Source organism: Nonomuraea maheshkhaliensis (assembly GCF_039529435.1).
GTDB classification, from domain to species: Bacteria; Actinomycetota; Actinomycetes; order Streptosporangiales; family Streptosporangiaceae; genus Nonomuraea; species Nonomuraea maheshkhaliensis.
On the sequence record NZ_BAAAMU010000063.1, the window covers coordinates 31,721 to 57,848 of the forward strand.

The 26,128-nt window shown below is 71.3% G+C and carries 23 protein-coding genes; 15 read left to right on the plus strand and 8 right to left on the minus strand.

Annotated features, from left to right (window positions below):
• The first annotated feature begins 75 nt into the window (after positions 1–75).
• On the plus strand, positions 76–1,365 hold the full coding sequence (locus ABFX54_RS33815) for a hypothetical protein (protein WP_346110656.1): 1,290 nt from the start codon (positions 76–78) through the stop codon (positions 1,363–1,365).
• 160 nt (positions 1,366–1,525) lie between these two features.
• A complete protein-coding gene (locus ABFX54_RS33820) occupies positions 1,526–3,100 on the plus strand; it encodes a Na+/H+ antiporter (RefSeq protein ID WP_346110657.1) in 1,575 nt (524 codons plus the stop codon).
• 37 nt (positions 3,101–3,137) lie between these two features.
• On the opposite strand, the gene ABFX54_RS33825 is transcribed toward ABFX54_RS33820, so the two are convergent.
• Positions 3,138–3,395 carry a UBP-type zinc finger domain-containing protein gene (locus tag ABFX54_RS33825; RefSeq protein WP_346110658.1) on the minus strand — a complete coding sequence of 86 codons (258 nt, stop codon included), beginning with the start codon at positions 3,393–3,395 and terminating at the stop codon, positions 3,138–3,140.
• A gap of 127 nt (positions 3,396–3,522) precedes the next feature.
• On the opposite strand from ABFX54_RS33825, the gene ABFX54_RS33830 reads away from it, so the two are divergent.
• Genes ABFX54_RS33830 through ABFX54_RS33855 form a run of 6 tightly spaced genes read left to right on the plus strand, consistent with a single transcriptional unit; the run spans position 3,523 to position 10,236 of the window.
• Entirely contained in the window at positions 3,523–4,284 is a 762-nt protein-coding gene (locus ABFX54_RS33830) for an ABC transporter ATP-binding protein (RefSeq protein ID WP_346110659.1), read from the plus strand.
• Complete coding sequence (locus tag ABFX54_RS33835) at positions 4,272–5,036, plus strand: ABC transporter ATP-binding protein (RefSeq protein ID WP_346110660.1); 765 nt, start codon at positions 4,272–4,274, stop codon at positions 5,034–5,036. The genes ABFX54_RS33830 and ABFX54_RS33835 overlap by 13 nt, the downstream gene beginning before the upstream one ends.
• Positions 5,033–6,883: an AMP-dependent synthetase/ligase gene (locus ABFX54_RS33840; protein ID WP_346110661.1), complete on the plus strand. Its 1,851-nt coding sequence runs from the start codon at positions 5,033–5,035 to the stop codon at positions 6,881–6,883. The genes ABFX54_RS33835 and ABFX54_RS33840 overlap by 4 nt, the downstream gene beginning before the upstream one ends.
• The gene (locus tag ABFX54_RS33845; protein WP_346110662.1) at positions 6,880–7,767 is read left to right on the plus strand and encodes a branched-chain amino acid ABC transporter permease; all 888 of its coding nucleotides are present in this window, start codon (positions 6,880–6,882) and stop codon (positions 7,765–7,767) included. Before ABFX54_RS33840 ends, ABFX54_RS33845 begins: the two co-directional genes overlap by 4 nt.
• On the plus strand, positions 7,764–8,930 hold the full coding sequence (locus tag ABFX54_RS33850) for a branched-chain amino acid ABC transporter permease (RefSeq protein ID WP_346110663.1): 1,167 nt from the start codon (positions 7,764–7,766) through the stop codon (positions 8,928–8,930). The genes ABFX54_RS33845 and ABFX54_RS33850 overlap by 4 nt, the downstream gene beginning before the upstream one ends.
• A 16-nt stretch (positions 8,931–8,946) precedes the next feature.
• Positions 8,947–10,236 carry an ABC transporter substrate-binding protein gene (locus ABFX54_RS33855; protein ID WP_346110664.1) on the plus strand — a complete coding sequence of 430 codons (1,290 nt, stop codon included), beginning with the start codon at positions 8,947–8,949 and terminating at the stop codon, positions 10,234–10,236.
• Positions 10,237–10,298: 62 nt separating this feature from the next.
• Here ABFX54_RS33855 and ABFX54_RS33860 read toward each other — a convergent pair whose 3' ends face one another.
• The 5 genes from ABFX54_RS33860 to bla form a co-directional block, all read right to left on the minus strand.
• A complete protein-coding gene (locus ABFX54_RS33860; RefSeq protein WP_346110665.1) occupies positions 10,299–11,279 on the minus strand; it encodes a D-alanyl-D-alanine carboxypeptidase family protein in 981 nt (326 codons plus the stop codon).
• A gap of 81 nt (positions 11,280–11,360) precedes the next feature.
• Positions 11,361–12,803, minus strand: coding sequence for an ATP-binding protein (locus ABFX54_RS33865; RefSeq protein WP_346110666.1), 1,443 nt, complete (start codon positions 12,801–12,803; stop codon positions 11,361–11,363).
• Between the two features lie 95 nt (positions 12,804–12,898).
• Positions 12,899–13,594, minus strand: a complete 696-nt coding sequence (cseB, locus tag ABFX54_RS33870) for a two-component system response regulator CseB (RefSeq protein ID WP_346110668.1) — start codon at positions 13,592–13,594, stop codon at positions 12,899–12,901.
• Between the two features lie 76 nt (positions 13,595–13,670).
• Entirely contained in the window at positions 13,671–15,881 is a 2,211-nt protein-coding gene (locus ABFX54_RS33875) for a transglycosylase domain-containing protein (RefSeq protein ID WP_346110671.1), read from the minus strand.
• Positions 15,881–16,855: a class A beta-lactamase gene (bla, locus tag ABFX54_RS33880; RefSeq protein WP_346110672.1), complete on the minus strand. Its 975-nt coding sequence runs from the start codon at positions 16,853–16,855 to the stop codon at positions 15,881–15,883. The genes ABFX54_RS33875 and bla overlap by 1 nt, the downstream gene beginning before the upstream one ends.
• A 227-nt stretch (positions 16,856–17,082) precedes the next feature.
• Between bla and ABFX54_RS33885 the strand changes: the two genes are divergently transcribed.
• From ABFX54_RS33885 to ABFX54_RS33905, 5 genes are all read left to right on the plus strand, one after another.
• Positions 17,083–18,036 (plus strand): alpha/beta fold hydrolase, encoded by a 954-nt coding sequence (locus ABFX54_RS33885; protein WP_346110673.1) that lies wholly within the window; start codon positions 17,083–17,085, stop codon positions 18,034–18,036.
• 47 nt (positions 18,037–18,083) lie between these two features.
• Complete coding sequence (locus ABFX54_RS33890; protein ID WP_346110674.1) at positions 18,084–18,470, plus strand: hypothetical protein; 387 nt, start codon at positions 18,084–18,086, stop codon at positions 18,468–18,470.
• 66 nt (positions 18,471–18,536) lie between these two features.
• Positions 18,537–18,863 carry a YidH family protein gene (locus ABFX54_RS33895; RefSeq protein WP_346110675.1) on the plus strand — a complete coding sequence of 109 codons (327 nt, stop codon included), beginning with the start codon at positions 18,537–18,539 and terminating at the stop codon, positions 18,861–18,863.
• A gap of 3 nt (positions 18,864–18,866) precedes the next feature.
• Positions 18,867–19,202, plus strand: coding sequence for a DUF202 domain-containing protein (locus ABFX54_RS33900; protein ID WP_346110676.1), 336 nt, complete (start codon positions 18,867–18,869; stop codon positions 19,200–19,202).
• A gap of 122 nt (positions 19,203–19,324) precedes the next feature.
• A complete protein-coding gene (locus ABFX54_RS33905) occupies positions 19,325–19,606 on the plus strand; it encodes a hypothetical protein (RefSeq protein ID WP_346110677.1) in 282 nt (93 codons plus the stop codon).
• Between the two features lie 84 nt (positions 19,607–19,690).
• On the opposite strand, the gene ABFX54_RS33910 is transcribed toward ABFX54_RS33905, so the two are convergent.
• Together ABFX54_RS33910 and ABFX54_RS33915 are read right to left on the minus strand one after the other, a co-directional pair.
• Positions 19,691–21,532 carry an ABC transporter ATP-binding protein gene (locus ABFX54_RS33910; RefSeq protein ID WP_346110678.1) on the minus strand — a complete coding sequence of 614 codons (1,842 nt, stop codon included), beginning with the start codon at positions 21,530–21,532 and terminating at the stop codon, positions 19,691–19,693.
• Positions 21,529–23,253: an ABC transporter ATP-binding protein gene (locus ABFX54_RS33915; RefSeq protein ID WP_346110679.1), complete on the minus strand. Its 1,725-nt coding sequence runs from the start codon at positions 23,251–23,253 to the stop codon at positions 21,529–21,531. The genes ABFX54_RS33910 and ABFX54_RS33915 overlap by 4 nt, the downstream gene beginning before the upstream one ends.
• A 213-nt stretch (positions 23,254–23,466) precedes the next feature.
• Here ABFX54_RS33915 and ABFX54_RS33920 point away from each other — a divergent pair, with 213 nt between their 5' ends.
• Positions 23,467–23,940 carry a nucleoside deaminase gene (locus ABFX54_RS33920; RefSeq protein WP_346110680.1) on the plus strand — a complete coding sequence of 158 codons (474 nt, stop codon included), beginning with the start codon at positions 23,467–23,469 and terminating at the stop codon, positions 23,938–23,940.
• Positions 23,941–24,024: 84 nt separating this feature from the next.
• Positions 24,025–25,308, plus strand: a complete 1,284-nt coding sequence (locus tag ABFX54_RS33925; protein ID WP_346110681.1) for a sensor histidine kinase — start codon at positions 24,025–24,027, stop codon at positions 25,306–25,308.
• Positions 25,309–26,128 lie beyond the last annotated feature (820 nt).

The window sequence follows — 26,128 nt, forward strand, 5'->3', positions numbered from 1 at the left end:
ATGGGAAGGCCGGTTACACAGGGTTTTCCGGGGTTGAGTGGACGAATAAAGGCTGGTTAAAGCAGTATGTCTGCCATGTCGGAAGTTGTCCCGTTGCCGTCGTTCGGCGAAGTCTTCTTCGATGCACGAGGTCAGGAGCGGTGCCTCCGGGTCACGTGGCATGAGGGCACGCTGGTCCTCAGCCTGTGGCGCGGCGAGATGTGCACCGCGAGCTTCCGCATGCCGATGGAGGACGTCGGGCGGCTGCTCGACACCCTCGACGAGGGCTTCGCGGAGGCCACGGGCGAGCAGCCCGCCGTGCCCGCACCCGAACCCGGCACCGAGGTCATGCCGGGCACCGGCACCTACCACCGCCCCGGCCAGCACGGACAGCTACCGGGCCAGCAACACGCACAGCAACCGGGCGGGCAGCTCGGGCAGCAGCAGGCCCGGCAGCCGCAGCTCGACGAGCGGCCCACGGCGGCGCTGTCGCCCAGCGACGTCCTCGTGGCCAGGGGCACCCCTGCGGCCCACCAGGACAAGCTGGTGGCCTCCTACGGCGAGACGACGGCCCCCCGCGACACCGGCTACGCCGACCCCGCCGCCGGCCGCGGCGACTACGCCGACCCCTCCAGGGACAGCACCCCCGCGTACGGCGAGCCGCGCAACCTCTTCACCGGCCCCCAGTACGTCGACTCCACCGGCCCGCAGCAGAAGTACACCGGCGACCCCTTCAGCGGCCCGCAGTACACCTCCGACCCGCTCAGCGGCCCCCACCAGTACGGCCAGGACCCGCTCAGCGGCCCTCACTCCTACGCCCAGCAGGTCCAGCCCGAGCCCTTCACCGGCCCCCAGTACGTGGACAACGAGCCCGTCTACCAGATGCCGGGCTCCGACCAGCGCCGCCAGGCCCCGCTGAGCACCGACCCGCTCGGCTTCCCCTCGCAGGCGGCCGACCGCTACCAGGCGCCCGCGGCCGCCGACTACCCCTCCGACCCGTACGGAGGCCGCCGCCCCGACGCCTACCAGCAGCCCCACCCCCAGGCCCACCCCCAGGCCCAGTCTCAAGCACAGCCCCAGCAGAGCACGGCGGGCCTGGGCACGCCCATGCACGGCATCCCCGGCGCGGGCCGCCGCCGCATCGCCCCGCAGCCGGCGCCGGTCCACGACGACTACGGCTCCTACCAGAGCCCCCAGCAGCCGAACCCGGTGGACCCGCTGATGACCCTCGGCCGGCCGGACCAGCAGTACCCGCCCGCGCCCGGGCAGCATCCCGACCAGGACATGTCCCGCCCCTACGTCGGGGACCCCATGTTCTCCACGGGCGAGCGCCTGCGCCCCGACCAGCCCGACTACCACGAGAGAAGCGACCGCAGGGAGTGGTGACGGCTCGCCCCGTCCCACCGGGTACGCTCACCGCGAGAAGGTCGGCCGCCAGGGCCAGTCCGGGCGGCCGATCGCGAGTCGTTCGGGAGCGGGCCCAAGGAGCCGCAGCTCCGGCGGGCGGTCCCGACCCCATCGGGCTGGGCGTGGGAGGGGCGCGGCGTTGACATCGACCATGGGTCTGCAACTGCTGCTGGTGGCCGCCGGCGCCATCGCCGTGGCGGCCGTCGCCAGGCGCAGGGGCTGGCCGGCCCCGCTGCTGCTGGTGGCCGCGGGGCTGCTGGTCTCGCCCATGGTGCCGGCGGTGCCGCTGGAGCCCGAGCTGGTGCTCTACGTGTTCCTGCCGCCGCTGCTCTACTCCGCCGCGCTCGACAGCTCCTACCTGCGCCTGCGTGACGTCAGGCGGTCGGTGGGGCTGCTGTCGGTCGGGCTGGTGCTGTTCACCACGGCCGTGGTCGGGCTGCTGGTCCACCTGATGCTGCCGGACCTGCCGCTGGCGCTGGCGTTCGCGCTCGGCGCCATCATCGCCCCGCCCGACGCGGTGGCCGCCGTCGCGGTCGGCCGGCGGCTGGGGCTGCCGCGCCGGGCGCTGACGATCCTCATCGGCGAGAGCCTGTTCAACGACGCCACCGCGCTCACTCTCTACCGGGTGGCCATCGGGGCGGCGCTAGGCGGCGCGGTCAGCGTGTGGGAGGGGCTGGGCGAGTTCGTGTTCGCCGCCGCAGGCGGGGTGGTGATCGGGCTGGTGCTGGCGTTCGCGCTGGCGTGGCTGTTCCAGCGCACGCGCGACTCGCTGGTGGAGAACACGCTCATGCTGCTGATCCCGTTCGCCGCCTACCTGGCGGCGGAGTCCGTGCACGCCTCGGGCGTGATCGCGGTGGTGATCGTCGGCCTCTACCTGGGCAATCGCATGCATCTGCGCGGGTTCGGCACCCGGCTGGTGTCCGACGCCGTGTGGAAGGTCACCGACTTCTTCCTCGAAGCGGTCGTGTTCGCGCTGATCGGGCTGCAGCTCGTGACCGTGGTCAAGGGCATCACCGGTTACCGGGCCTGGGAGGTGGCGGGCTACGCCGCGGCGGTGCTGGCGGTCGCGATCGTGGCCAGGTTCGCCTGGATGTTCGGCCACACCTACCTGCTCAAGCTCCTCGGCCGCACGTCGCCGACGGCGGCGGAGACGGTGATACTCGGCTGGGCGGGCATGCGCGGCGTGGTGTCGCTGGCGGCGGCCTTCGCCATCCCGCCCACGGTGCCGGCCCGGGACCGGGCGCTGCTGCTGTTCCTCACGTTCACCACGGTCATCGGCACGCTGCTCATCCAGGGCACCACGTTCCCCGCGCTGATCAGGCGGCTGCGCGTGTCGAGTGAGAAGGAGCAGTACGACGACCGCCTGGCGGAGGCGGCGGCCCAGCAGGCGGCGCTCGAAGCGGGCCTCGCGGAGCTCGACCGGCTGGTCGGCGAGCAGGAGGGCGAGCCCGACCAGATCCAGAAGCAGGTCATCGACCAGCTCAGGGAGAAGTCGTGGCGGCGCTCCCTGTCGGCGTGGGAGCGCCTCGGCGGCGGCACCGTGCCCGGCGGCGCGGAGACGCCGAGCGCGCTCTACCGCCGCCTGCGCCGCGACATGCTGCAGGCCGAGCGCCAGGTCTTCGTCCGGCTGCGCGACGAGCGCCGCCTCGACGACGAGGTGCTGCGGGAAGTGATGGCCCAGCTCGACTTCGAGGAGGCCATCCTCGAACGCTGACACGCGCGGCCGGAGAATCCACCCCCGGCCGGGGGCGTCAGCCCATCTGGCTGTCGACGAAGCACCACCGCCAGTTCTCGCCGGGCTCGTAGGACTGCACGACCGGATGGCCGCTCTCGTGGAAGTGGGCCGTGGCGTGCTTGGCCGGCGAGGAGTCGCAGCACCCGATGTGCCCGCACTCCAGGCACCGGCGCAGGTGGACCCACCGGCCGCCGTGGGCCAGGCACTCCTCGCACCCGTCGGGCGTCCTGGCGGCGGGGTCGGCGGCCTGAGAAAGATGCTCACAAATTGCCATACTCGAAATCCTAGGCCGAGAGTCGCGTTCGAATTTCGGCCGGGGCCCTTGTCGCTGGGCGGGCGAACGTGGACATTGAGGTCATCGGGGGGAGTGACACAGGCCACACAAGCCCGAGGAGCCGCGTGTGCTTGAGGTACGCAACCTCGAGGTCGTCTACGACGACGTGATGCTCGTGCTGCGCGGTGTGAGCATCCGCGTCCCCCCTGGCTCGATCGTGGCCCTGCTCGGCGCGAACGGCGCCGGCAAGACCACCTTGCTGCGAGCCCTGTCAGGGCTGCTCGGCGTGCACGACGGCGAGATCACCAAGGGCGGTGTCACGCTGGAGGGCGAGCCCATCCACCACCTGCGGCCGGCGCAGATCGTCCGCCGCGGGGTGAGCCAGGTGATGGAGGGCCGCCGCATCCTGGCCGAGCTGACCGTCGAGGAGAACCTCAAAGTCGGCGGCCACACCGCGGGCGAGTCCCACCTGGACCGCGTCTACGGCCTCTTCCCGCTGCTGCGCGAACGGCGCAGAAGCGTCTCGGGCTACCTGTCGGGCGGCGAGCAGCAGATGCTGGCCGTCGGCCGCGCACTCATGGCGGGCCCGAAGTACCTGCTGCTGGACGAGCCCAGTCTCGGCCTGGCGCCGTCGCTGGTCGGCCAGGTCCGCGACCTCATCGTCGAGATCAACCGCCAGGGCACCACGGTCCTGCTGGTCGAGCAGAACGCCACGATGGCCCTGTCCATCGCCTCCCACGGCTACGTCATGGAGACCGGCAAGATCGTCATGGACAAGCCGGCCGGCGAACTGCTCGCCGACGAGGACATCAAGGAGTTCTACCTGGGGGCCGTCCGGTCCTTCCGCGAGGTCAAGCACTACAAGCGGAGGAAGCGATGGCTCTCCTGACGTTCGAGGACGTGCACCTGAGCTTCGCCGGGGTCAAGGCCGTGGACGGGGTCTCCTTCGAGGTGCGCCAGGCGGAGCTGCTGGCCGTCATCGGGCCGAACGGCGCCGGCAAGACCTCGATCTTCAACGTGCTGTCCGGCGTCTACCGGCCCCAGAGCGGCCGGGTCACGTTCCTGGGCGAGGACCTGCTGGCCCGCCGCCCGGACGAGATCGCCGCCATGGGGATGGCCAGGACGTTCCAGAACGTGGAGCTGTTCCACAACCTGACGGTCCTGGACAACCTGATGCTCGGCCGCCACCACCACTTCCGCTACGGCGCGCTGTCGGCCCTGCTCTGGTACGGACGCGCCCACCGGGCCGAGCTGGCCGCCCGAGCCAGGGTCGAGGACATCATCGACTTCCTCGAACTGGAGCCGTGGCGCCGCCACCCCGTCCGGCTGCTCCCGTACGGGGTGCAGAAGCGGGTGGAGCTGGGCCGCGCGCTGGCGATGGAGCCGAAGCTGCTCCTGCTGGACGAGCCGGTGGCCGGCATGAACCTGGAGGAGACCGAGGACATGGCCAGGTTCGTCATGGACATCCGCGACGAGCTGGGCATCCCCGTCGTGCTCGTGGACCACGACATGGGGCTGGTCATGGACCTGGCCGACCGGGTGCTCGTGCTCGACTTCGGCCGTCAGGTCGCACTCGGCGCCCCGGCGGAGGTGCAGCGGGACCCGGCGGTCATCGAGGCGTACCTGGGAGGAACGGCATGAGCGTGCGGACCGAGGCCCAGGCCACGGCGACCATCATCACGAGGGTACGCGAGCGTGCCGAGCGCGATCCCGGGGCCGTCGCCATGCGGCACAAGGACCTCGGCATCTGGCAGGAGGTCACCTGGGGCGCGTACTGGACGCAGGTGGAGCTGGTCGCGCACGCGCTGCTCGCGCTCGGCGTCGAGCCGGGCGACCGGGTGGCCGTGCACGCGGAGAACCGCCCGGAATGGCTGTACGCCGATCTCGGCGCGGTCGCCGTGCGGGCCATCACGGTCGGCCTCTACCCGACCAACCCGTCCGCCGAGGTCGCCTACCTGCTGGCCGACTCGGGCGCGAAGATCCTCATCGCCGAGGACCAGGAGCAGGTGGACAAGGCGCTGTCCGTCCTCGACGAGTGCCCCGAGCTGCGGCGGATCGTCTACCTGGAGCCGCGCGGCATCCGCGGGCGCTACGACGACGACGTCCTGATGTCCTGGCCCGAGCTGCTCGCCCTCGGGGCCGGGCACCGCGCCGCGCATCCCGGCGCCGTCGAACGCCGGATGACCGAGGCGCGGCCGTCGGACGTGATGACGCTCATCTACACCTCCGGCACCACCGGGCCGCCCAAGGGCGTGATGCTGACCGTCGCGAACGTCGAGTTCGCCGTGCGCGTCCTGGTCGAGGGCGGCGGTTTCGCCTCGCCACCGCCGTCGGAGCGCGATCTCATCCTGTCGTACCTGCCGCTGTGCCACGTGGCCGAGCGGGCGTTCACGGTCTGGTTCAACGCGGCGGCCGGCGTGCAGGTGAACTTCGCCGAGTCCATCGACACCGTCCAGGCCAACCTGCGCGAGGTGCAGCCCACGATCCTGTTCGGGGTGCCGCGCATCTGGGAGAAGGTGCTGGCCCAGGTGGACATCAGGCTGGAGTCGGCCTCGCCGGTCAAGCGGGCGCTGAGCAGGTTCTGGCTGCGGGTGGCCGACCGCATCGGCGACGCGCTGGTGCGCACCGGCGGCAGGCACACGTTCTGGACGCGGGCCGCGTACGGGGCGGGCTGGCTGCTCTGCTACCGCGCGCTGCGCGAGCGGCTCGGCATGCGGCGGGTGCGTTACGCCGCCTCGGGCGCCGCGCCGATCGCGCCCGACGTGCTCAAGTTCTACATGGGGATCGGCCTGCCCATGCACGAGGTGTACGGCATGAGCGAGAACACCGCCATCGCCACCGCCAACCGTCCAGGACGGGTCCGCCTGGGCACGGTCGGCGAGCCGCACCCCGGCGCCGAGGTGAAGATCGACGAGGCCACCGGCGAGATCATGACCCGGCATCCGGGCAACTTCGCCGGCTACTGGCGCAACCCGCGCGCCACGGCCGACGTGCTGGACGAGGACGGCTGGCTGCACACCGGCGACGTGGGCGAATGGGTCGAGGGCACGCACGTCAGGATCACCGACCGGATGAAGGACATCATCATCACGGCCGGCGGCAAGAACATCGCGCCGAGCGAGATCGAGAACGCGCTGAAGGCGTCGCCGTACCTGAAGGAGGCCGTGGTCGTCGGGGACCAGCGGCCGTACCTGGTGGCGCTGATCGGGATCGAGGCGGACACGGTGGGGGAGTGGGCGCGGCGGCGCGGGCTGCCGTACACGACGTATCGGGACCTGTCGGAGAAACCGGAGGTGCGCGAGCTCGTCCAGGGCGTCGTGACCGAGGTCAACGCCCGTTTCGCCTACGTCGAGCAGATCAAGCGGTTCGCGTTCCTGCCGAAAGAGCTCGACCACGAGGACGGTGAGCTGACCGCCACCCAGAAGGTCAAGCGCTCGGCCGTGGCCAAGCTCTTCGAGGACCTGGTCGAAGGGATGTACGCCCGGTGAAGGGCCTGCTGGAGACGGTGATCAGGGGCCTGGGCAACGGCTCGGTCTACGCGCTGCTCGCGCTCGGCTTCGTGATCATCTACAAGGCCACGCGGGTGATCAGCTTCGCCCAGCCCGCCCTCATGCTGGCCGGCGCGGTCGCCGTCAGCTACCTGGCCGAGGTGACCGGCTTCTACCTGGCCGTGCTGCTGTCGGCGCTGCTCATCGCCGGTGTCGCGCTGGCCATCGAACGGGTGGCGATCAGGCCGATGGTGGGCCGGCCGGTCTTCGTCGTGGCCATCATCACCCTCGGGATCGACGTGGTCGTGCGGGTGGTGGTCAACGGCTTCATCGGCAGGGACGTGCGCCAGGTCGGCGACCCGTGGGGGTTCACCCAGGTGTCGCTCGGCCCGCTGGTCGTGCAGTCGCGCTGGCTGGCCATGATGGTGGTCACCGCCGTGCTGGTGACGCTGCTGTTCGCCTTCTTCCGCCACACCCGCTACGGGCTGGCCATGCGGGCGGCCGCCTTCGACCAGGAGACCGCGCTCGCGCAGGGGGTCTCCGTGGGTGCGGTCTTCGCGCTGTCGTGGGGCCTGGCCGGATTCCTGGCCGCCATCGCCGGCATGTTCGTCGGCACCGGCCAGGGGATCGAGCAGATGACCTGGGTGATCGCGCTGAAGGCGCTGCCGGCGATCATCGTGGGCGGGCTCGACTCGCTCGGCGGCGCGGTGGCCGGCGGGCTGGTCGTGGGGGTGGTGGAGTCGCTGTTCCAGTCGTACCAGGGGGAGTTCGCGCCGTGGCTGGGGCAGAACTTCGCGATCGTGTCGCCATACGTGGTGATGCTGATCGTCCTGCTGGTGAAACCGTACGGGCTGTTCGGGACCCGGGAGGTCGAACGGGTATGACCGAGACGCGGGAAGAGGCGGCGTCCGCCGCCCCAGACATACCGACCGGCCGGTCTCGGAGGGTGCGCGGCCGGCCGCTGCTCTACACCTCCTACGCCCAGGACATGGCCCTGCTCGACACCCCCGCCAAGCGGCTGTGGACGCTGCTGCTGGTGGCGCTGGCGTTCGGGCTGTCGGTGCTGCTGCAGGACCGGTCGCTGGAGGTGCTGGCCGGGGCGTACGTGCTGGCCATCGGCGCGATCGGGCTCAACATCGTCACCGGGTACGCCGGCCAGGTCTCGCTCGGGCACGCGTTCTTCGTGGCCATCGGCGCCTACACCGCAGCCGCGCTCTCCGGCCCCGTGGACGGCGAGAACCTCGGCTTCGGGATCGCGGAGGTCTGGATCTGGCTGCCCGCCGCCGGCCTGGTCGCCGCCGCGGCCGGGGTGCTGGTGGCGCCGCTGGCCGGCCGGCTGCGCGGGCTCTACCTGGCCGTCGTCACGCTCGGGCTGGTCTTCCTCGGCGAGCACGTCTTCAAGGAGTGGCACGAGTTGACCGGTGGTCCCGGCGTCGGCCGGGAGGCGGCGGTCCCCGAGCTGTTCGGCGTCCGCCTCGACCAGGACGGGCCGTTCGGCACCAAGGAGCAGGTCCTCTACACGCTCATGCTGGCGCTGCTGATCGTCTTCGCCGTGGCCGCGCGCAACCTGGCCCGCTCCCGCGTCGGCCGCGCCTTCGCCGCCATCCGCGACCGCGACATCGCGGCCGCGGTGATCGGGGTGCCGCTGACCAGGTACAAGGTGCTCGCCTTCGGCATCTCCTCCTTCTACGCGGGCTGCGCGGGCGGCCTGCTCTACACGATCTCCGGCTACGTCGAGCCGGGCTCGTTCAACCTGCTGCTGTCGGTGCAGTTCATCGCGATGGTGCTGATCGGCGGGGTGGCGACGGTGTCGGGGGCCATCGCGGGCGCGCTGTTCATCTCGCTGCTGCAGCCGGTGACCAGGTCGCTGCCGGCGCTGGTGCCGTTCATCAGCGGCGACACCACGCAGACGCCGAACGTGTTCCAGGTCGAGACCGTCCTGTACGGGCTGCTGATCGTGCTGTTCCTCATCTTCGAACCCCGGGGCCTGTTCGGCCTGTGGATCCGGGTCCGCAACTACTGGAAGTCCTGGCCTTTCTCATACTGATCAGAAGGGATTCCTGATGAAGAGTCGCTATGTGCTGGTGAGTATCGCCATAGTGGCCCTTCTGTCCGCGTGCGGCGTCATCCGGGGGGACGACGAGGGCAGCAAGGGCGGCGCCCAGGCTCCGGGCGTCACCACCGAACCGTGCCCGTCCGCAGTCGACACCAAGAAGGGCTGCATCTACCTCGGCACGGTCTCCGACCTCACCTCCGGCCCCTTCGCCGCGCTGGCCGTGCCGATCACCGACGCCCAGAAGGCGTTCTGGGCCCGGGTCAACAAGGCGGGCGGCATCGGCGGCCGGTACGAGGTGGACGTCACCCGGTACGTCAAGGACAACAAGTACAACCCGGAGGTGCACCGGCAGGTCTACAACGAGATCAAGGACCAGGTGCTGGGCCTGGCCCAGACGCTCGGCTCACCCACCACGGCCGCCATCATCGGCGACCTCAAGGCGAACTCCATCGTCGCGGCCCCCGCCTCATGGACCTCGGCCTGGGAGTTCGAGGACGTCATCATCGAGACCGGCTCCAACTACTGCGTGGAGGCGATGAACTCGGTGGACTACGCGGTGGAGACGTACAAGCCGAAGTCGGTCATGGCCGTGCACCTGGCCGGCGACTACGGCGCGGACGCCGCGGCCGGCGCCAAGGTGGCCGCCGAGCGCAACAAGCTGACGTTCACCAGCGTCGAGACGCCGTCCGGCGCGACCGAGCAGGGCCGGGCCATCACCGAGATCACCAGGAACAAGCCCGACCTGGTCATCCTGACCACCGGCCCGGCGGACGCCGCCACGATCGTCGGCCAGACGGCGGCGGCCGGCTACAAGGGCCGCTTCATCGGCACCGGCCCCACCTGGAACCCCGCGCTCCTCCAGTCGCCGGCCGCGCCCGCGCTGAAGGCCCTGTACGAGCAGTCGGCCCCCGGCAAGCCCTGGGACGCCGACACCCCCGGCCACAAGGCGATGCGCGATGCCCTGCCCGGCGTGACCCCGAACGACGGCTACACCTCGGGGTGGGCGTGGGCGTACCCGATGAAGGCCGCCCTGGACAAGATGGTCGCCAGTGGCGACATCAGCAGGAAGGGGCTGCTCGCCGCGGTGAAGACGCTCACCAGCGTTGACTACGAGGGCATGCTGCCGCCCGAGGCGGGGAACTACGCCGACGCCAGCGGGGCGTCCGTGTTCCGGCAGACGTTGATCAACAAGGTGGACGACAAGGCGACGACGGGGGTGACGATCGCCAAGGACTTCTTCGTGGGGCCTACGGCGCAGGCGTACACGTTCGACGGGCCCTGCTACACCAAGCTGTAGTCGCTCGGCGGCGCTGGGCGGCGCTTGCCGGGCGGCGGGCGGTGCCTGGGGAGTGGTGGCGCTCACCCGCGAGGCGGGTGGGCCGCCGCCGCGCCCGCGCTTGAGGCGGGGCCGGCCTGGGCCGTCGTCGTTTCGAGCAGCCACCGCTCGACCGCCGCGCTCATCCTGGCCCCCGCCTCCAGCGCGGCCGTCTTGCCGGTGACCGGGTCGCTTCCGGCCGCCTGGCCCAGGATCACCCCCAGCACCAGGCGGCCGCGCACCCGGGACGCCCACATCAGGTTGCCCCCCGCGGCCGTGCCCGAGCCGGTCTTGATGCCGACGACGCCGTGCCGGTTCAGCAGCGCGTTCGTGTTGGGCAGCCTCCTGACGTCGCCCGGCACGGCGGTGTCGCCCCGCGCCACCACCGCGCGGAACACCGGGTCGCGCATCGCCGCCCCGGCCAGCACGAGCTGGTCGGCGGCGGTGCTGACGGTGCTGTCCTCGTTCCCGCTGGCTCCCGTGTACGTGGTGGCGGCCATGCCCAGGCGGCGGGCGGCGGCGTTCATCCGCGCGACGAAGCGTTCCTCCGAACCGGCGTCCCAGCGGGCCAGCAGGCGGGCCACGTTGTTGCCCGACGGCACCAGCATCAGCTCCAGCAGGCGGCGCAGCCGGATCCGCCGGCCTTCCAGGAGCGGCACGGTGGATTCCTGCCCCGAGTACGACTCGTCCGCGGCCGTCCGGTCCACCTCGATCAGCGGGCCGTCCTCGCCGGGCTTCAGCGGGTGCCGGCGCAGGATCACGTACGCGGTCATGACCTTCGTCACGCTGGCGATCGGCACCGGCTCCGCCTCGCCGCTGACGCCCAGGCTGCCCAGCCCCTCCACCTCGACCGCCGCCTGCCCCTCGCCCGGCCACGGCAGGGACACGCCGGAGACGGTCGCGCCGGCGACGTGCGGCACGGCCCCGCAGCCGGCCGGGCCGCTCACCGCGAGCAGGACGACGGTCAGAACCGGCAGCAGGCCCAGCAGCCGGCCCGGCAGCTTCAACGCGGATGAACGTGACATGGCGGCCATGCTGCGCCGCCCATGTGTTCGTCCCGTCGTGACCGTGTCACCGGACCGGCTTGATCGTGTATCAACCCTGTATCAGGAGGCGTCCGGATCCCGGCGGGGGAGACGGAGGGTGGCCAGCGCGCCGCCGTCCTCGGCGTTGGCCAGGGTCAGCTCCGCGCCGATGACGCCCGCCTGGCCCAGCGCGATGGTGAGCCCGAGACCGTGTCCCCGGCCGCGTTCCGCAGCGCCGGTGCGGAACCGGCGCGGGCCCTCGGCCAGCAGCTCCTGCGGGTAGCCCGGGCCGTGGTCGCGGATCTCGACCAGGTGGTCCCGTACGGTGATCAGCACCGGGGGCTCCCCGTGGCGGCGGGCGTTCAGCACGAGGTTGGCCACGATCCGGTCCAGCCGGCGCGGATCGGTCACGGCGACCGGCTCGCCGCCGGCCGAGGTCACCACCCGTGCCTCGACGCCCACCCGCTCCGCGGACTGCGCCGCCAGCTCGGCCAGCGGCACCCGTACTCGCTCGGCCACCTCGGCGCCCGCGTCCAGCCTGGACACTTCGAGCAGGTCCTCGACCAGGGAGCGCAGCACCTGTACGCGGTCGCGTACCAGGTCGGTCGCCTCGCCCTCGTCCAGCAGCTCGGCGGCGGCGACCAGGCCCATGATGGGGGTGCGCAGGTCGTGCGCGACGTCGGCGGTGAAGCGCTGTTCGGCCAGCAGGCGGTGCTGCAGGCTCGCCGCCATGGAGTCCACGGCGACGGCGATGTCAGCGATCTCGTCCCCCCGGCCGGGGCGCTTCGTCGCGCTGACCCCGTCCCGCCGGCCGGACCCGAGCGGCTTCGTTGTGGCGACGCGGGCGTCCAGGTCGCCGGCCGCGATCCGGCGGGCGGTGACGGCGACCCGGCGGAGGCGCCGGTTGGCCGGTTCGGCGAGGAGCGCCGAGAGCGGCACCACCACGGCGAGCGCGGTCAGGGCGGCCAGCACCATGGCGCGGTCGAGTGCGCGCAGGCCCGCGAGGTCCGAGCTCATGTCGATCTTGGACGTGGCCACGAAACCGCCGTGCACTCGCAGTGCCGCCCACATCCACGGCTGGTCCGGCTTCTGGTCGTCGTACCAGGTGACGGCTGACCCGTCGGGCGTCCAGGCCGGCGAGCCGGTGGGTGATGGGGTGGGAGACCCGGTGGAGGACTCGGCGGGCGCCGCAGTGGAAGAGTCAGGGGAGGACCCAGGGGAGGACCCAGGGGAAGACACGGTGGGATCCTCGGTGGGCTGCTCGGCGGGCAGCCGCGCGCGCAAGGCCGCGGGCAGCTCGGCCGGATCCCGGATCCAGTCGGTCCACGGGACGGGCTGCTCGGGGGCGGCGCCCGTCCGGTACTGCGCCGCGACCGTGGCCACGTCCGTCAGCGCCCGGTCCTCGCCCAGCCGCATCGTGCGCTCCAACGTCATCCGGTGCACCAGCACCCCGACCACGGCAGCGACGGCGCAACAGGCCACCGTGATCAGCGCCGCCACCTTCCACCGCAACGACCCTGGCACCTACCCCGCCACCTTTCATCGCGCCGGCCCCGGCAACGACTCCGGTCTCACGACCCGCTCCGCTCGCAGCTTCATGACCCGCTCAGCTCGCCGTCTCATGACCTGCGCAGCTTGTAGCCGAACCCGCGCACGGTCTCGATCAGGTCCGCGCCGATCTTCTTCCTCAGCCGCTGCACGCACAGGTCGACGACGCGGCTGTCACCGTCCCAGCCGTAGTCCCACACCTCGCGCAGCAGCGTGGCCCGCTCCAGCACGATGCCCGGATGCGCGGCGAACTCCAGCAGCAGCCGCATCTCGGTCGGGGCCAGCTCGACCAGCTGCCCGCTGAGCCGCACCTCCAGCGCGGCCGGATCCACGCTCAGCTCGCCGAACCTCAGCACACCGGACGATGCCTCGCTGGACGACGGCCCGCCGGATGGTTCCGCCGGGGCGGCGGCGCGGCGCAGCACCGACCTGATCCGGGCCACCAGCACCGGGATGTCGACCGGTTTGACCACATAGTCGTCGGCCCCCGCCTCCAGCCCGGACACCACGTCCAGCGAGTCGCCCCGCGCCGACATCATCAGGATCGGCACCTGGCTGGACTCCCTGACCCGGCGGCACAGGCTGATGCCGTCCAGCTCGGGAAGCATCACGTCGAGCACGAGCAGATCGTGCCCGCCGCCGCGAAACGCCTCCAGCCCGCTCAGCCCGTCGGCGGCGGTGTCGAGCTGGTAACCGTAGCGTCCGAGTGCCATGGAGACGGTCTTGCGGATGACGTCGTCGTCCTCGACGAGCAGGATGCAGGTCACGCTGTACGATACGCGCCCCCGGCCGACCCCCGCTCACCCCGTGATCGTCCCGCCCCGACGCGAGGCCGGCGGGTCATCAGTTGAGGATGTCGCCGGGGTCGAGGGTCACGTCCGGGGTTTCCGCCGCCGGGGCGGTCGTCTCCGTGACGGGGGCCCCCGTGGTGGGCGTCTCGGGCTCGGCGGTTCCCAGAGGGGTCGGTTCCGGGTCCTGCTTCTCCGGGCGGCAGCTCTCGGCGCAGCCCCCGAAGCGGGCCTGGTCGACCGGGGTGAACGCCGTGGGAGGCACCCCGCGCAGCGCCGACAGCATCGTGTCCCGCCAGATCGGGCCGGGGATGCTCGCCCCCTGCACCGACCCGTAGTACCGCCCGCCGATCGTCACCCCGGTCAGCTTGTACCGCTGCGAGCCCCGGGGGTCGCCGAGGCTCACCGCGCCGGCCAGGTCGGGGGTGAAGCCGGCGAACCAGGCCGAGGCGTAGTCGTCCGTGGTGCCCGTCTTGCCGGCCGCGTCCCGGCCCAGACCGCCGACCCCGCGCATGGTGCCCTTGGTGAACACGCCCGACAGGACCTCGGCGGTGGCGTCCGCGACGGCCGGGTCGAGGGCCTGGCGGCACCTGGGCCGGTAGCGGGTGCTCTCGCCGTCGCGGCCGGTGATCCGGGTGACGGCCATGGGCGCGCAGTACTCGCCGCGCGCCGCGATGGCCGCGTACGCGGTCGCGATGGTGACCGGGTCGCTCTCGTTGATGCCGAGCGTGAACGTCTCGTACTCCTGCAGCTTCTTCCCGTCGGCCCGCCGCACGCCCAGGGACTTGGCCGTCCTGACCGTCTCGCAGAGCCCGACCCGCTCCTCCAGCTCCATGAAGAACGTGTTCACCGAGTTCCAGGTGCCGCTGCGCAGCGTCTTCCAGCCGGGGGAGCCCTCGTCGTTGGTGACGGTGTGGCCGGGGTCGCCGATGCTCTGGCCGGCGCAGTTCTTGAACGTCGCGTACGACGGCGCCCGGTAACCCGCTCCGGCGGCCAGCCCGTCGTCCAGCTTCATGCCCTGCTTCAGCGCGGTGATCAGGGTGAACGTCTTCATGGTCGAGCCGGGCTGGAACCCGATGCCGCCCCCGTGCGCGGCGTCGGCGACCACGTTGTACGAGATCTCGTTCCTGGCCGCCTTCGTCCCGTACCGCCGGCTGGCCGCCATCGCCCTGATCGCCCCCGTACCGGGCTGGACCAGGGCCTGGGCCGCGACGGGCGCGTCGGAGGGGTGCACATACCGGGCGACGGCCTGCTCCGCGGCCGCCTGCATGCCGGGGTCGAGGGTGGTTGTGATCGTCAGGCCGCCGCGGTTGAGCCTGGCCAGCCGGGTTTCGGCGGTGGGGCCGAAGTCGGGATTGCTGAGAATCTCCTGGCGGACATAAAGACAAAAATACGGATATTTGCTGGACTCGCAGCCGCCGGGCAGGCGAGTGCCCTTGTACCCGAGCTTGGCCGCCTTGGCCTCGGCCGCCTGATCCGCGGTGATCTCGCCCAGCTCGGCCATCCGGTCCAGGACGACGTTGCGCCGCTTGAGCAGGCGGTCGCGCTGCGCCCGGCCCAGATTGGGGTCCGTGGCGTTCGGGTCCTGGACGGCGCCGGCCAGCGTCGCCGCCTGCGGCAGGGTCAGGTCGGCCGCGTGCGTGCCGAAGAAGCGCTTGGCCGCCGCCTCCACCCCGTACGCGCTCGCGCCGAAGTACGCGATGTTCAGATATTTCGCAAGAATCTCGTCCTTGGTGTACTTCTCCTCGATGCCCATCGCGTACCGCAGCTCGTTCAGCTTGCGCGCGTAGCTCGCCTCCAGGGCCGCGTGGCGATCCTCGTCCGTGGTGGCCGCGTTGAACAGCACCTGCTTGACGTACTGCTGGGTGATGCTGGACCCACCCTGGCTCACCCCGCCGGAGCGCAGGTTCGTGGCGAGCGCGCGCAGCGTGCCCTCGATGTCGATCGCCCCGTGCTGGTAGAAGCGGAAGTCCTCGATCGCCACGATCGCCGTCTTCATCACCGGCGAGATCTCGTCGAAGCCGACGACCTCCCGGTACTCCTCGTAGAACCGGGCGATCTCGCCGCCCTTCGCGTCCCGCACGATCGTCACCTCGGCCGGCGGCGGCTCGGTCAGGTCGGCCGGCGCGAGGTTGACCTCCTCGGCCGCCGCCACGAACCCGGCCCCGGCGCCCCCCACGGCCGGGATCACGATGGCCGCCACCAGAACGCCGGCCGCGGCCCCCGCCGCGGCCAGGCGTGCGATCTTCGTCCCCCGTCGTCCCATCAGAGCCTGCCGAGGCCGCGGGCCAGGATGGTGGCGGCACGCGCGATGGCCGCGTCGTTGGTGACGGCGCCGGCGGATTCGCGGTTGGTGTAGACGGCCAGGATGATCGGGGCGGCCTTCCGGCCGGCGGGCCAGACGACGGCGATGTCGTTGCCCGCGCCGATCTCGGTGTTCGTGCCGGTCTTGTCGCCGACCGTCCAGGTCTTCGGCAGGCCGGCGCGGATGCGGGCGCCGCCGGTCTCGGTCGCGATCAGCCAGCCGTTGAGCCGCGCGCGGTCCTTGGGGTTCAGCGCGCCGCCGGCGGTGACCGCGCGCAGGTCGCGGGCGATGGCGGCGGGCGTGGTGGTGTCGCGCCTGTCCTTGGGCGTCCAGTCGTTGAGCTCGGTCTCCCAGCGGTCGAGGCGGGAGACCGGGTCCTTGAGCGTGCGGAAGTACCGCGTCAGCCCGGCCGGCCCGCCGATCTGCTTGAGCACCATGTTGCCCGCGGTGTTGTCGCTCAGGGTGATCGCCGCCTGGCACAGCTCGGCGACCGTCAGGCCGTCCTTGACGTGCTTCTCCGTGGTCGGCGAGTTGGGCTTGAGGTCCGCGGTGGTCCACTTGACCACCTTGTCCATCAGGCCAGCCTCGCTGGTGCGGGCCCGGTGCAGCGCCGCCGCGCAGGCCATCGCCTTGAACGTGGACAGCAGCGGGAAACGCTCACCCGACCGGTAGGCCAGGGTCCTGCCGCTGGCGGTGTCGATGGCGTACGCGCCGATGCGGCCGTCGAACGACGCTTCGAGCGCCCGCAGCTCCTTCTTGACCTGAGCCTCACCCGGCAGCCTGACCTGTTTGATCTGGGCGGCCTCAGCCGACGGCGCCGCCTGCGCGGCGGGCGCCGTCGCGGCCGTGGCCGGGGCGGCGGCGAGGGCGGCGCCCGCCAGGAGGGAGACCGTCAGCGCGGTCACCCGCAGGGCGGGGCAGCGGAGGTTGCGCATACGTAGTCCTTGCTTTCGTCGATCGGGATCCGGAGGGCAGGAGCAAAGCAGATGCCCTCGGCCGATGTCTAATAGCGATATCGCGAAAGAACTCATATCGGATCCGGAATGACCGCAGGTCAACCCGGATCAGCGGACTTCTTTGCCGTAACGGCAACGTGATTGGCGCGGGCCGCCGGGAGCCCGCCATAGTGCTGGTGAACGCGCTGAGGCAGGGAGAGGTGGAGATGTCCGAGATCACGCATCGGCTCGTCGAGGTGCCGGGAGGCCGGATCCACGTGGCCGAGCAGGGCAGCGGCCCGCTGGTGCTGCTGGTGCACGGCTTCCCCGAGTCGTGGTACTCCTGGCGCCACCAGCTCCCCGCGCTCGCCGCGGCCGGGTTCCGGGCGGCGGCCGTGGACGTGCGCGGCTACGGCCGCTCGTCGAAGCCGGCCCGCGTCGCGGACTACCGCATGCTGGCCTGCGTCGCCGACAACGCCGCCGTCGTCCGGGCGCTGGGCGAGCGCTCCGCCGTGATCGTCGGGCACGACTGGGGCTCGCCGATCGCCGCGAACTCCGCCCTGCTGCGGCCCGACCTCTTCCGTGCGGTCGGCCTGCTCAGCGTCCCGTACGCGCCGCGCGGCCCCCGCCGCCCCACCGACGGGTTCGCCAGGATGGGCGGCGACGAGGAGTTCTACGTCAGCTACTTCCAGACGCCCGGCCGAGCAGAGACCGAGATCGAGCCCGACGTGCGCGGCTGGCTGGCCGGCTGTTACGCCAGCCTGTCGGGCGACACGATGGGCGACAGCGCCTGGCGCGTCCGGCCCGGCGGGCGGCTGCGCGACCGCTTCCCCGAGGGCGTCAGGCCGGCCTGGCTCACCGAGGCCGACCTCGACGTCTACGCGGGCGAGTTCGAGCGTACGGGCCTGACCGGGGCGCTCAACCGCTACCGCAACCTGGACCGCGACTGGGAGGACCTCGCCGCGTGGGACGGCGCGGCGATCGCGCAGCCGGCGCTGTTCGTCGGCGGAGAGCTCGACCCCACCACGTCGTGGATGGGCGGCGCCATCGAGGCCCTGCCCAGGACGCTGCCCGGCCTGTCGGGCGCGCACCTGCTCGACGGCTGCGGCCACTGGGTGCAGCAGGAGCGCCCGGACGAGGTCAACCGGCTGCTCACCGGATGGCTACGGTCGCTATCCTGAGCCGATCGTTCACAGCACGTGGCCGTACCCTTGGGTAGGGTCGAATCATGCCTCACTACAGAAGCCGGTTCGTGCCCCTGGCCCTCTTCGCCTCGTGTGTCCTCGCCGCCGGTTGCAGCGAGGTCAACAGCACCATCGACAAGGCCCAGGCCTGCCTGGAGGCTCCCAAGATCGTCGCCGAGCTGGGCGCCGAGATCGCCAAGCTGACCAACGACCCGCAGGCCATGGACAAGGCGCTCGACGACGCGGCTACCAAGCTCAACGACGTCGCCGACAAGGCCGCCAACACCACGATCAAGGAGGCCTCCGACAACCTGGCCGCCACGCTGACCGGCATCACCGTCAAGGACGCCAACGACGCCGTTGACGCGGTGCAGAAGGTCAGCGCCGACGGGGCCGCGTACGTGGAGAAGATCACCCAGGCCTGCACCTGAGCCTGAAGCCGTCCGGGAGAATCCCGCCTTCTCTAGGGGAAATGGTGACGAATTACCGTTTTTCCTATGGAACCCGACCCGCGTTTCACCTTGGCCAACGAACGCACCTTCCTCACCTGGCTGAGCACGGCGCTGGCGCTCAGCGCGGGCGGGGTGGCCATGGCGGCGCTGCCTTCCGACGTGTTCGTCCCGTGGATCCGCACGGCGCTGGCCGTCGTGCTGGTCACCCTCTCGGCGTTGGCGGCCGGCATGGCCTACCCCCGCTGGCGTAACATCCAGCGCGCCCTGCGGCAGCAGGCGCCGCTGCCTCCGCCCGCCCTCGCGGCCGTCTTCGGCTACGGCGTCGCGGCCGTGGCCGTGGCCGCCCTGGTCCTCATCGTCGTGTCCGGCTGACCGATGCCCGGCACCGAGAAGATCTGGGACGAGGGCCTGCAGAGCGAGCGCACCCGGCTGGCCTGGGTGCGCACGGCCGCGGCCCTGTCCACCGGCGGCCTGGCGGCGACCGGGCTGGCACTGCGGAACGCGCTGCCCGCGTTCGTGATCGCCGGTTTCGCCCTGGCCGCGCTCTGCGGCGGCGTACTGCTGATCAGGACGAGACTGCGTTTCCGCCGCGTGCAGGCGGCGCTGCACGCGGGACGGCCGCTGGACGCGGGACTCGACGCGGTCTTCGCCTGGCTCGGCACGTTGAGCGTGGTGGCGGGCGCCGTCGCCTTCGTCGTCGGCGTCCGGTGAGACTCGGCGTCCGGTACGGCCGCTCGCGCTCGTCAGCGTTCGGTAAGGCCGCTTGCGGGAAGCCGGGAAGGGGACGGACACTCGAAGCAGGGGGTGACCTCGTGGAAGAAGTACACAGAAGCGTGCCTTTCGAGTGCCGCCACTGCTGGCACGTCTGGCAGGAGGACTACGTCGTCAGGCACTTCGAGAACGACCACGGAAACACGGGGGAGATCTGGCTGCGGCGCGGCCTTCCCGCCGCACCGCCGTCGGCGGGCGTCAGCTGCCCGCAGTGCGGGTGCCAGGACGTCACGATGTTCCCGGACGGCTACCTGTCGCGCCATCCGGAGCTGATCCCACCGGCCGAGCCGCCCGCGCCCGACGCGACGCCGCTGCTCACCCCGGTGCGCAAACCGCTGTACTGACGGCCGGCAGGCGTGCCCGATCCTGACGGGCGCGCCTGCCGGCCGACCACCGCGATCATAGGGCCACGCTCGCTCACCGCGACGCTAGCTCAGGCTCTCCAGCCACGCCCGGTGCAGCCCGGCGAAGCGCCCCGAGGCGGCGATGAGCTGGTCGGGCGGGCCGTCCTCGACGATCCGCCCGTGCTCCATCACCAGCACCCGGTCGGCGATCTCCACGGTCGACAGCCGGTGCGCGATGATCAGCGCCGTCCGGTCGGCCAAGATCGTCCGCAGCGCCCGCTGCACCAGCCGCTCGCTCGGCACGTCGAGGCTGGAGGTCGCCTCGTCGAGGATCAGCACGGCCGGATCGGCCAGGAACGCCCTGGCGAACGCGACGAGCTGCCGCTGCCCGGCCGACATGCGGCCGCCGCGCTTGCCCACCTCGGTGTCGTAGCCGTCGGGCAGGCCCGAGATGAACTCGTGGGCGCCGATGGCCTTGGCCGCTTCGCAGATCTGGCGGTCGGTGGCGTCAGGGCGGCCGAACCTGATGTTGTCCGCGACCGTACCGCTGAACAGGAAGTTCTCCTGCGTCACCATGACCACGGCCTGACGCAGCGTCGGCTCGTCGAGCGTGCGCAGATCGGCGCCGTCGAGCAGCACGGCGCCCTCGGTCGGGTCGTAGAAGCGGGAGATCAGCTTGGCCAGCGTGGTCTTGCCCGCGCCCGTCGCGCCGACCAGCGCCACGCTCTGACCCGCCGGGATCGTCAGGTCGAGGCGGGGCAGGATCGGCATCTCCTTGACATAGGCGAACTCGACGCCGTCGAAGCGCACCTTGCCGCGCGCCCTGCCCTGCGGCAGCGACGCCGGCTCGCGCGGCTCGGGCACCGAGGGCTCCTCCTCCAGCACGCCGGAGAGCTTCTCCAGCGCCGCGCCGGCCGACTGCAGCGTGTTGTAGAACTGGCTGATCTCCTGCATCGGCTCGTAGAACTGGCGCAGGTACAGCAGGAACGCGGCCAGCACGCCGATGTTGACCTCGCCGCGCAGGGCCAGGTAGCCGCCGTAGAGCAGCACGGCGCCGATCGTCATGTTGCCGATCAGCCTGACGCCGGTCATGAACGTCGCGCCGAGGTACATGCTGCGCGCGTTCGCGGCCCGGTAGTCGTCGTTGAGCTGCTTGAAGATCTCCTGGTTGCGCGGCTCCCTGCGGAACGCCTGCACAGCGCGGATGCCGATCATCGACTCCACGAAGTGCACGATCACCAGGGCGACCGCCTCGCGGGTGCGCCGGTAGACGATGGCCGACTGCCGCTGGAACCACTTGGTGAACAGCAGCAGCAGCGGCAGCGGGACCAGCGCCACCAGGCCCAGGTGCACGTCCAGGATGAGCAGCAGCACCGCCGTGCCGACCAGCGTCAGCACCGCCTTGACCAGCGCGTCGAACCCCGACTGCACCAGCTCGGCGATGGCCTCGATGTCGGAGGTCAGCCGGGAGATGACCCGGCCGGAGGTGTAGCCCTCGTGGAAGCTCAGCGACAGCCGCTGGAAGTGGTCGAACACCCTGCGGCGCAGCTCCAGCAGGATGTTCTGGCCGATCGAGCCCATCAGCCCGAGGAACGCCTGCCGGGTGAACGCCTGGATGATCGCGGCGGCCAGGATCACCCCGACCACCGTCACCAGGACCGTCGTGCCCGAGCCGGACACGATCGGCGGGATGCCCTCGTCGATCCCCACCGAGACCAGGAACGGGATCGACAGCCCGGCCGCGTTGGAGGTCACGATGATCAGGACGAGCAGCGCGATCTTCTTCCGGTACGGCCGCAGCAGGTCGCCGAGCAGCCGCCGCGACCGCGACCGCAGCAGCACGGACACCTTCTGCGGCAGCTCGTCCTGATCCTCGGAGGCGACGCCGCGCCAGTCGCCGCCCTTCTCCGGAGCTGTCGTGGTCATCGCAGTGCTCCTTCCGAGGCGTCGTCGAAGTCGGCGTCCTGGGCCAGCAGCTCCCGGTATTCGGGCACCCGGGCCAGCAGCTCGCGGTGCTGCCCGACGTGGGTGATCGTGCCGTCACGCAGCAGCGCGACCTTGTCGGCCAGCAGCACGGTGGAGGCGCGGTGGGCGACCACGATGCCGGTCGCCTCGCGCAGCACGTGCCGCAGCGCCTCCTCCACCAGGGCCTCGGTCTCGGCGTCGAGCGCCGACAGCGTGTCGTCCAGCACGAGGACGCGCGGCTTGCTCAGCACCGCCCTGGCCAGGGCGAGCCGCTGCCGCTGGCCGCCGGACAGCGACAGCCCCTGCTCGCCGATCCGGGTGTCGAGGCCCCACGGCAGGTCGTAGACGAACATGGCCTGCGCGGTCTGGATGGCCTGCGCCAGCTCCTCCTCGGTCGCGTCGAGCCGGCCGAGCATGAGGTTCTCGCGCACGCTCATCGAGAACAGCGTGGGCTCCTCGAACGCCGTCGCCACCACCGAGCGCAGCGTCTTCAGGTCGAGGTCGCGCACGTCGTGGCCGTCGATCGTGACCCGGCCCGAGGTGGGGTCGAGCAGGCGCGGCACCAGCGCGGTCAGGGTGGTCTTGCCCGCCCCGGTCGCGCCCACGATGGCCACGGTCTCACCCGGCCGCACCTCCAGCCAGACGTCACGCAGCACCGGCTTCTCGGAGTCGGCGAAGCGGAAGCCGACGCCCTCGAAGCGCAGGTGGCCGCGCGGCTCCTCGATGGTGCCGGTGCCGCCCTCGATGGCCGGGACGGTGTCCATGACCTCCATGAGCCGGTCGGCGGAGGTCATCGCCTCCTGGGCCATGGCCAGCAGGTAGCCCAGGCTGGCCACGGGCCAGACGAGCTGCAGCATCAGCGTGGTGAAGGCGACCAGCGCGCCCAGCGTCAGCGCGCCCTGGCCGACCGCCAGCGCGCCGAGCAGCACCACCAGGGCCAGCGTGATGTTGGGGATGATCTCCAGGAAGGAGAAGAACTTGGCCGACAGGCGCACCTTGTCCATCGACGTGCCGTACACCTTGAGCGCGGCGTCGTCGTACTGGTCGTAGACGTGGTGGCGGCGGCCGAACGCCTTGATCGTGCGGATGCCGATCGCGGACTCCTCGACGAGCGTGGCGAGGTCGCCCTGCTCGTCCTGGACCTGGCGGGAGATCCTGATGTAGCGCTTCTCGAAGCGCAGCGAGGTCCACACGATCGGCACGACCGAGGCCAGCACCAGCAGCCCGAGCGGCCAGTACTTGTTCAGCAGCAGCACGGTGACCGCGCCGACCTGCAGCACGTTCATGACCAGGAAGAGCATGCCGAAGCCGAGGAAGCGGCGGATCGTCGACAGGTCGGTGGTCGCCCGTGATAACAGCTGCCCTGACTGCCAGTCTCCGTGGAAGCCCATGGGCAGGCGCTGCAGGTGCTCGTACAGATCGTCGCGGAGCGCGGTCTCCAGGCCGAGCACCGGACGGACCTGCATGTAGCGCCGGAACAGGATCAGCAGCGCCTCCAGGGCGCCGACGCCGATCGCGAGCAGCCCGAGGGGGAACAGCCCGTCTGGGTCACCGTGTTGCACGGGCCCGTCGATGACTCTCTCGATGATGAGAGGGAACGCGATGACGGTGGCGATTCCGGCGATCGCCGTCAGCCAGATGACGATCAATCTGGTGACGTAGGGGCGGAGGTAGGACTTCATCCGCCACAGTGAGTTGGAGGAGAGCAGGGGACGGCGAGGTTTGTGCGTATCGGGAGGCATCCCTTCTAGGCTAATACGTGGGATCAACCGATTTTCTGTGGCCCCACGGTGGGGTTTCCGTATGTGACGTGCACAAACGTGAAAGATCGTGCACTTCCGGCGGACCGTTTCCCGCTCGCGCGGCGGTCGCACGACGTCTGAGATGGTGAATCCATGATCGAGCAATCCGAGCTGCCGCACCTGCGCCGCTGCGTCGAGCTGGCCACCAGGGCCCTGGAACTGGGCGACGAGCCGTTCGGCTCGGTGCTGGTCGCCGGCGACGGCGCCGCGCTGGCCGAGGATCACAACCGGGTGGCGACCGGAGACCGCACCCGGCATCCGGAGTTCGCTCTCGCCCGCTGGGCGGCCGAGCACCTGACGCCCGAGCAGCGGGCCGCGGCCACCGTCTACACCTCGGGCGAGCACTGCCCGATGTGCGCCGCCGCGCACGCCTGGGTCGGTCTCGGCCGCATCGTCTACGTCGCCTCCTCCGCCCAGCTCGACGGCTGGCTGCGCGAGCTGGGCGTGCCCGCCGCGCCTGTCCGCCCGCTGCCGGTCAACGAGATCGCCCCGGACGTCGTCGTCGAGGGCCCGGTGCCCGAGCTGACGGAGGAGGTCCACGAGCTGCACCGCCGCTACCACGGTTGACGGTGGGTGTGGGTTTGACCTGCGTTTTGTCATGAAAGTGGCACAGTGTGACGCATGACGCACTGTCGGTCCATCAGGTGCAGGATGACGGTCGCGACGGTGGTCGTGTTCGGCATCCTGCTGCTGAGCGGGGCGACGGCGATCTCGCTCCTGTACCCGTCGCGGGTCAGGGACCGGATCGTCGACCAGGCCGACGAGGCCAGCCGGCGCATCACCACGCTCATCGACGACCGCAAGTTCACCGGGCCGATCCCGCCGCAGGCGGGTGTCGGGCTGCTGCAGGTCGTCAACCTGAAGGGCGAGGTGGTGGCGGCCAGTGCCGGGCTGGCCGGCCGGCCGCCGCTCACCCTGGAGCGGCCCGAGGGCGGCGACTCGCGGGTCAGCTCCCGGGTGTGCCTGCCCGAAGGCTGCCTGGTGGTCGTGGGCACCAGCAACCGCGCCACCGCGTACGGGTCGGTGGTGGCCTACGCCGCGATCCGCGAGCCGTTCCAGCTCGACTCGTCCTACATCGCCGCCATCCTGTTCGGCGCCTCCGGCGTGCTGCTGGCGCTGATGGGCTGGGGCGCCTGGTACGGGGTCGGCCACGTCCTGGCCCCTGTCGAGCGCATCAGGAGCGGCCTGGAGCGGATCAGCGCCGAGGACCTGGGCCGGCGCATCGAGGTGCCCGGCACCGAGGACGAGGTGGCCGAGCTGGCCACGACCGTCAACGACACGCTCGCCCGGCTGGAGGACGCCGTGGCCAGGCACCGCCGGTTCGTCTCCGACGCCTCCCACGAGTTGCGCACGCCGATCACGGCGCTGATGGTGCGGCTGGAGGCGGGGATGGAGGAGCGTACCTCCGAGGACTGGCGGGCCGCGCTGAACGACGCGCGGCGACTGTCCGACATCGTGCAGGACCTGCTGCTGATGGCCCGGCTGGACGCCGGCGGCGACATCCGGCAGGAGCGCATCGACCTGGGACGGATGGTCGAGGAGGAGGTCGGCCGCCGCCCTGGGCGGCTGCCTGTCACGCTGAGCCTCGAACCGTGCGTGTTCGTCCGGGGGAATCGGCTGCGGCTGGCCCGGCTCTTCACGAACGTGCTGTCCAACGCTGATCGGTACGGTGACACGCGGGTGCGGGTGGCGGTGTGCCGGCGGGGGGACGAGGCGTTGCTGGAGGTGTCGGACGACGGGCCCGGGATTCCTGAGGACATGCGGGAGACCGTGTTCCAGCGGTTCACTCGGCTGGATACGACCAGGTCACGGGATACCGGGGGGAGTGGGCTCGGATTGCCCATCGCCCGTGAGATCGCCAGGGCTCACGGGGGTGATCTCAGGATCGGGGAGGGGCCAGAAACCCGCCTCGTCCTTTGCCTTCCAGTGGACTAGCAGCTCCTCCATCTCCGCCAGCACGCCCGGGTTGGGGTTCGGCCTGCTCCGCAGGACGCGCAGGACGTTCTCCAGCCGGTCGGGGGGCTGCCACCAGACGCCGGCCTGGTTGAGGATGAACAGCACGTCGGCGTATGGCAGGTGGTGGGCGTCCACCTCCAGCTGTCTCAGCACCCGATCCACGTACTGCCGCGTCGGCGGTAGGGCCAGGGCGCGCATGTAGGCGCGTGTGTCGGGGGCGCGGCGCAGCAGGAGGGTGAGCAGATCGGCGACGCGACTGCGGGGGTTGGCGCCGAGGGCCCCGTCGTCGACCTCCGCCTGGTAGGGCAGCAGAGCGATGAAGAGGTGCGCGAGCGTGGTGTCGTCGCGGAAGGCGATCTCGCGCATCCAGACCGAGTTGCTCGATCGGATCCGGTACGGGCTCTCCGCCCGGCCCTCGTCCTCGCCGTCCGGCCAGGTGAAGAAGGCCAGGTCGCGGCTGTCGATGACCGGATCCCGCTCGAACGCGGCGGTCATCATCCTGCTCCGGCCGCTCACGAAGTGGCGGATCCTGATGGTGCGGGTGAGCGCGTCCCACTCCGCCCTGCTGAGCTGCGCGTGCCACAGCCGGGAGATCCGGCGCCACCGCTCGTTCGCCTGCTCCGGCTGGGCGGTGCCGAACAAATCCGTGCCCGTGACGGGCTCGCCCGCCGACAGCACGGCGAGCAGCAGCAGGTTGGCGCTGTGGGTGGCGTAACGGAGGGTCGCCTCCGCCCGTACCGGCTGGTAAGCGTCGTAGGGGGAGCCGGGCCGCTCCATCAGCGAGCCGGCGAACAACTCG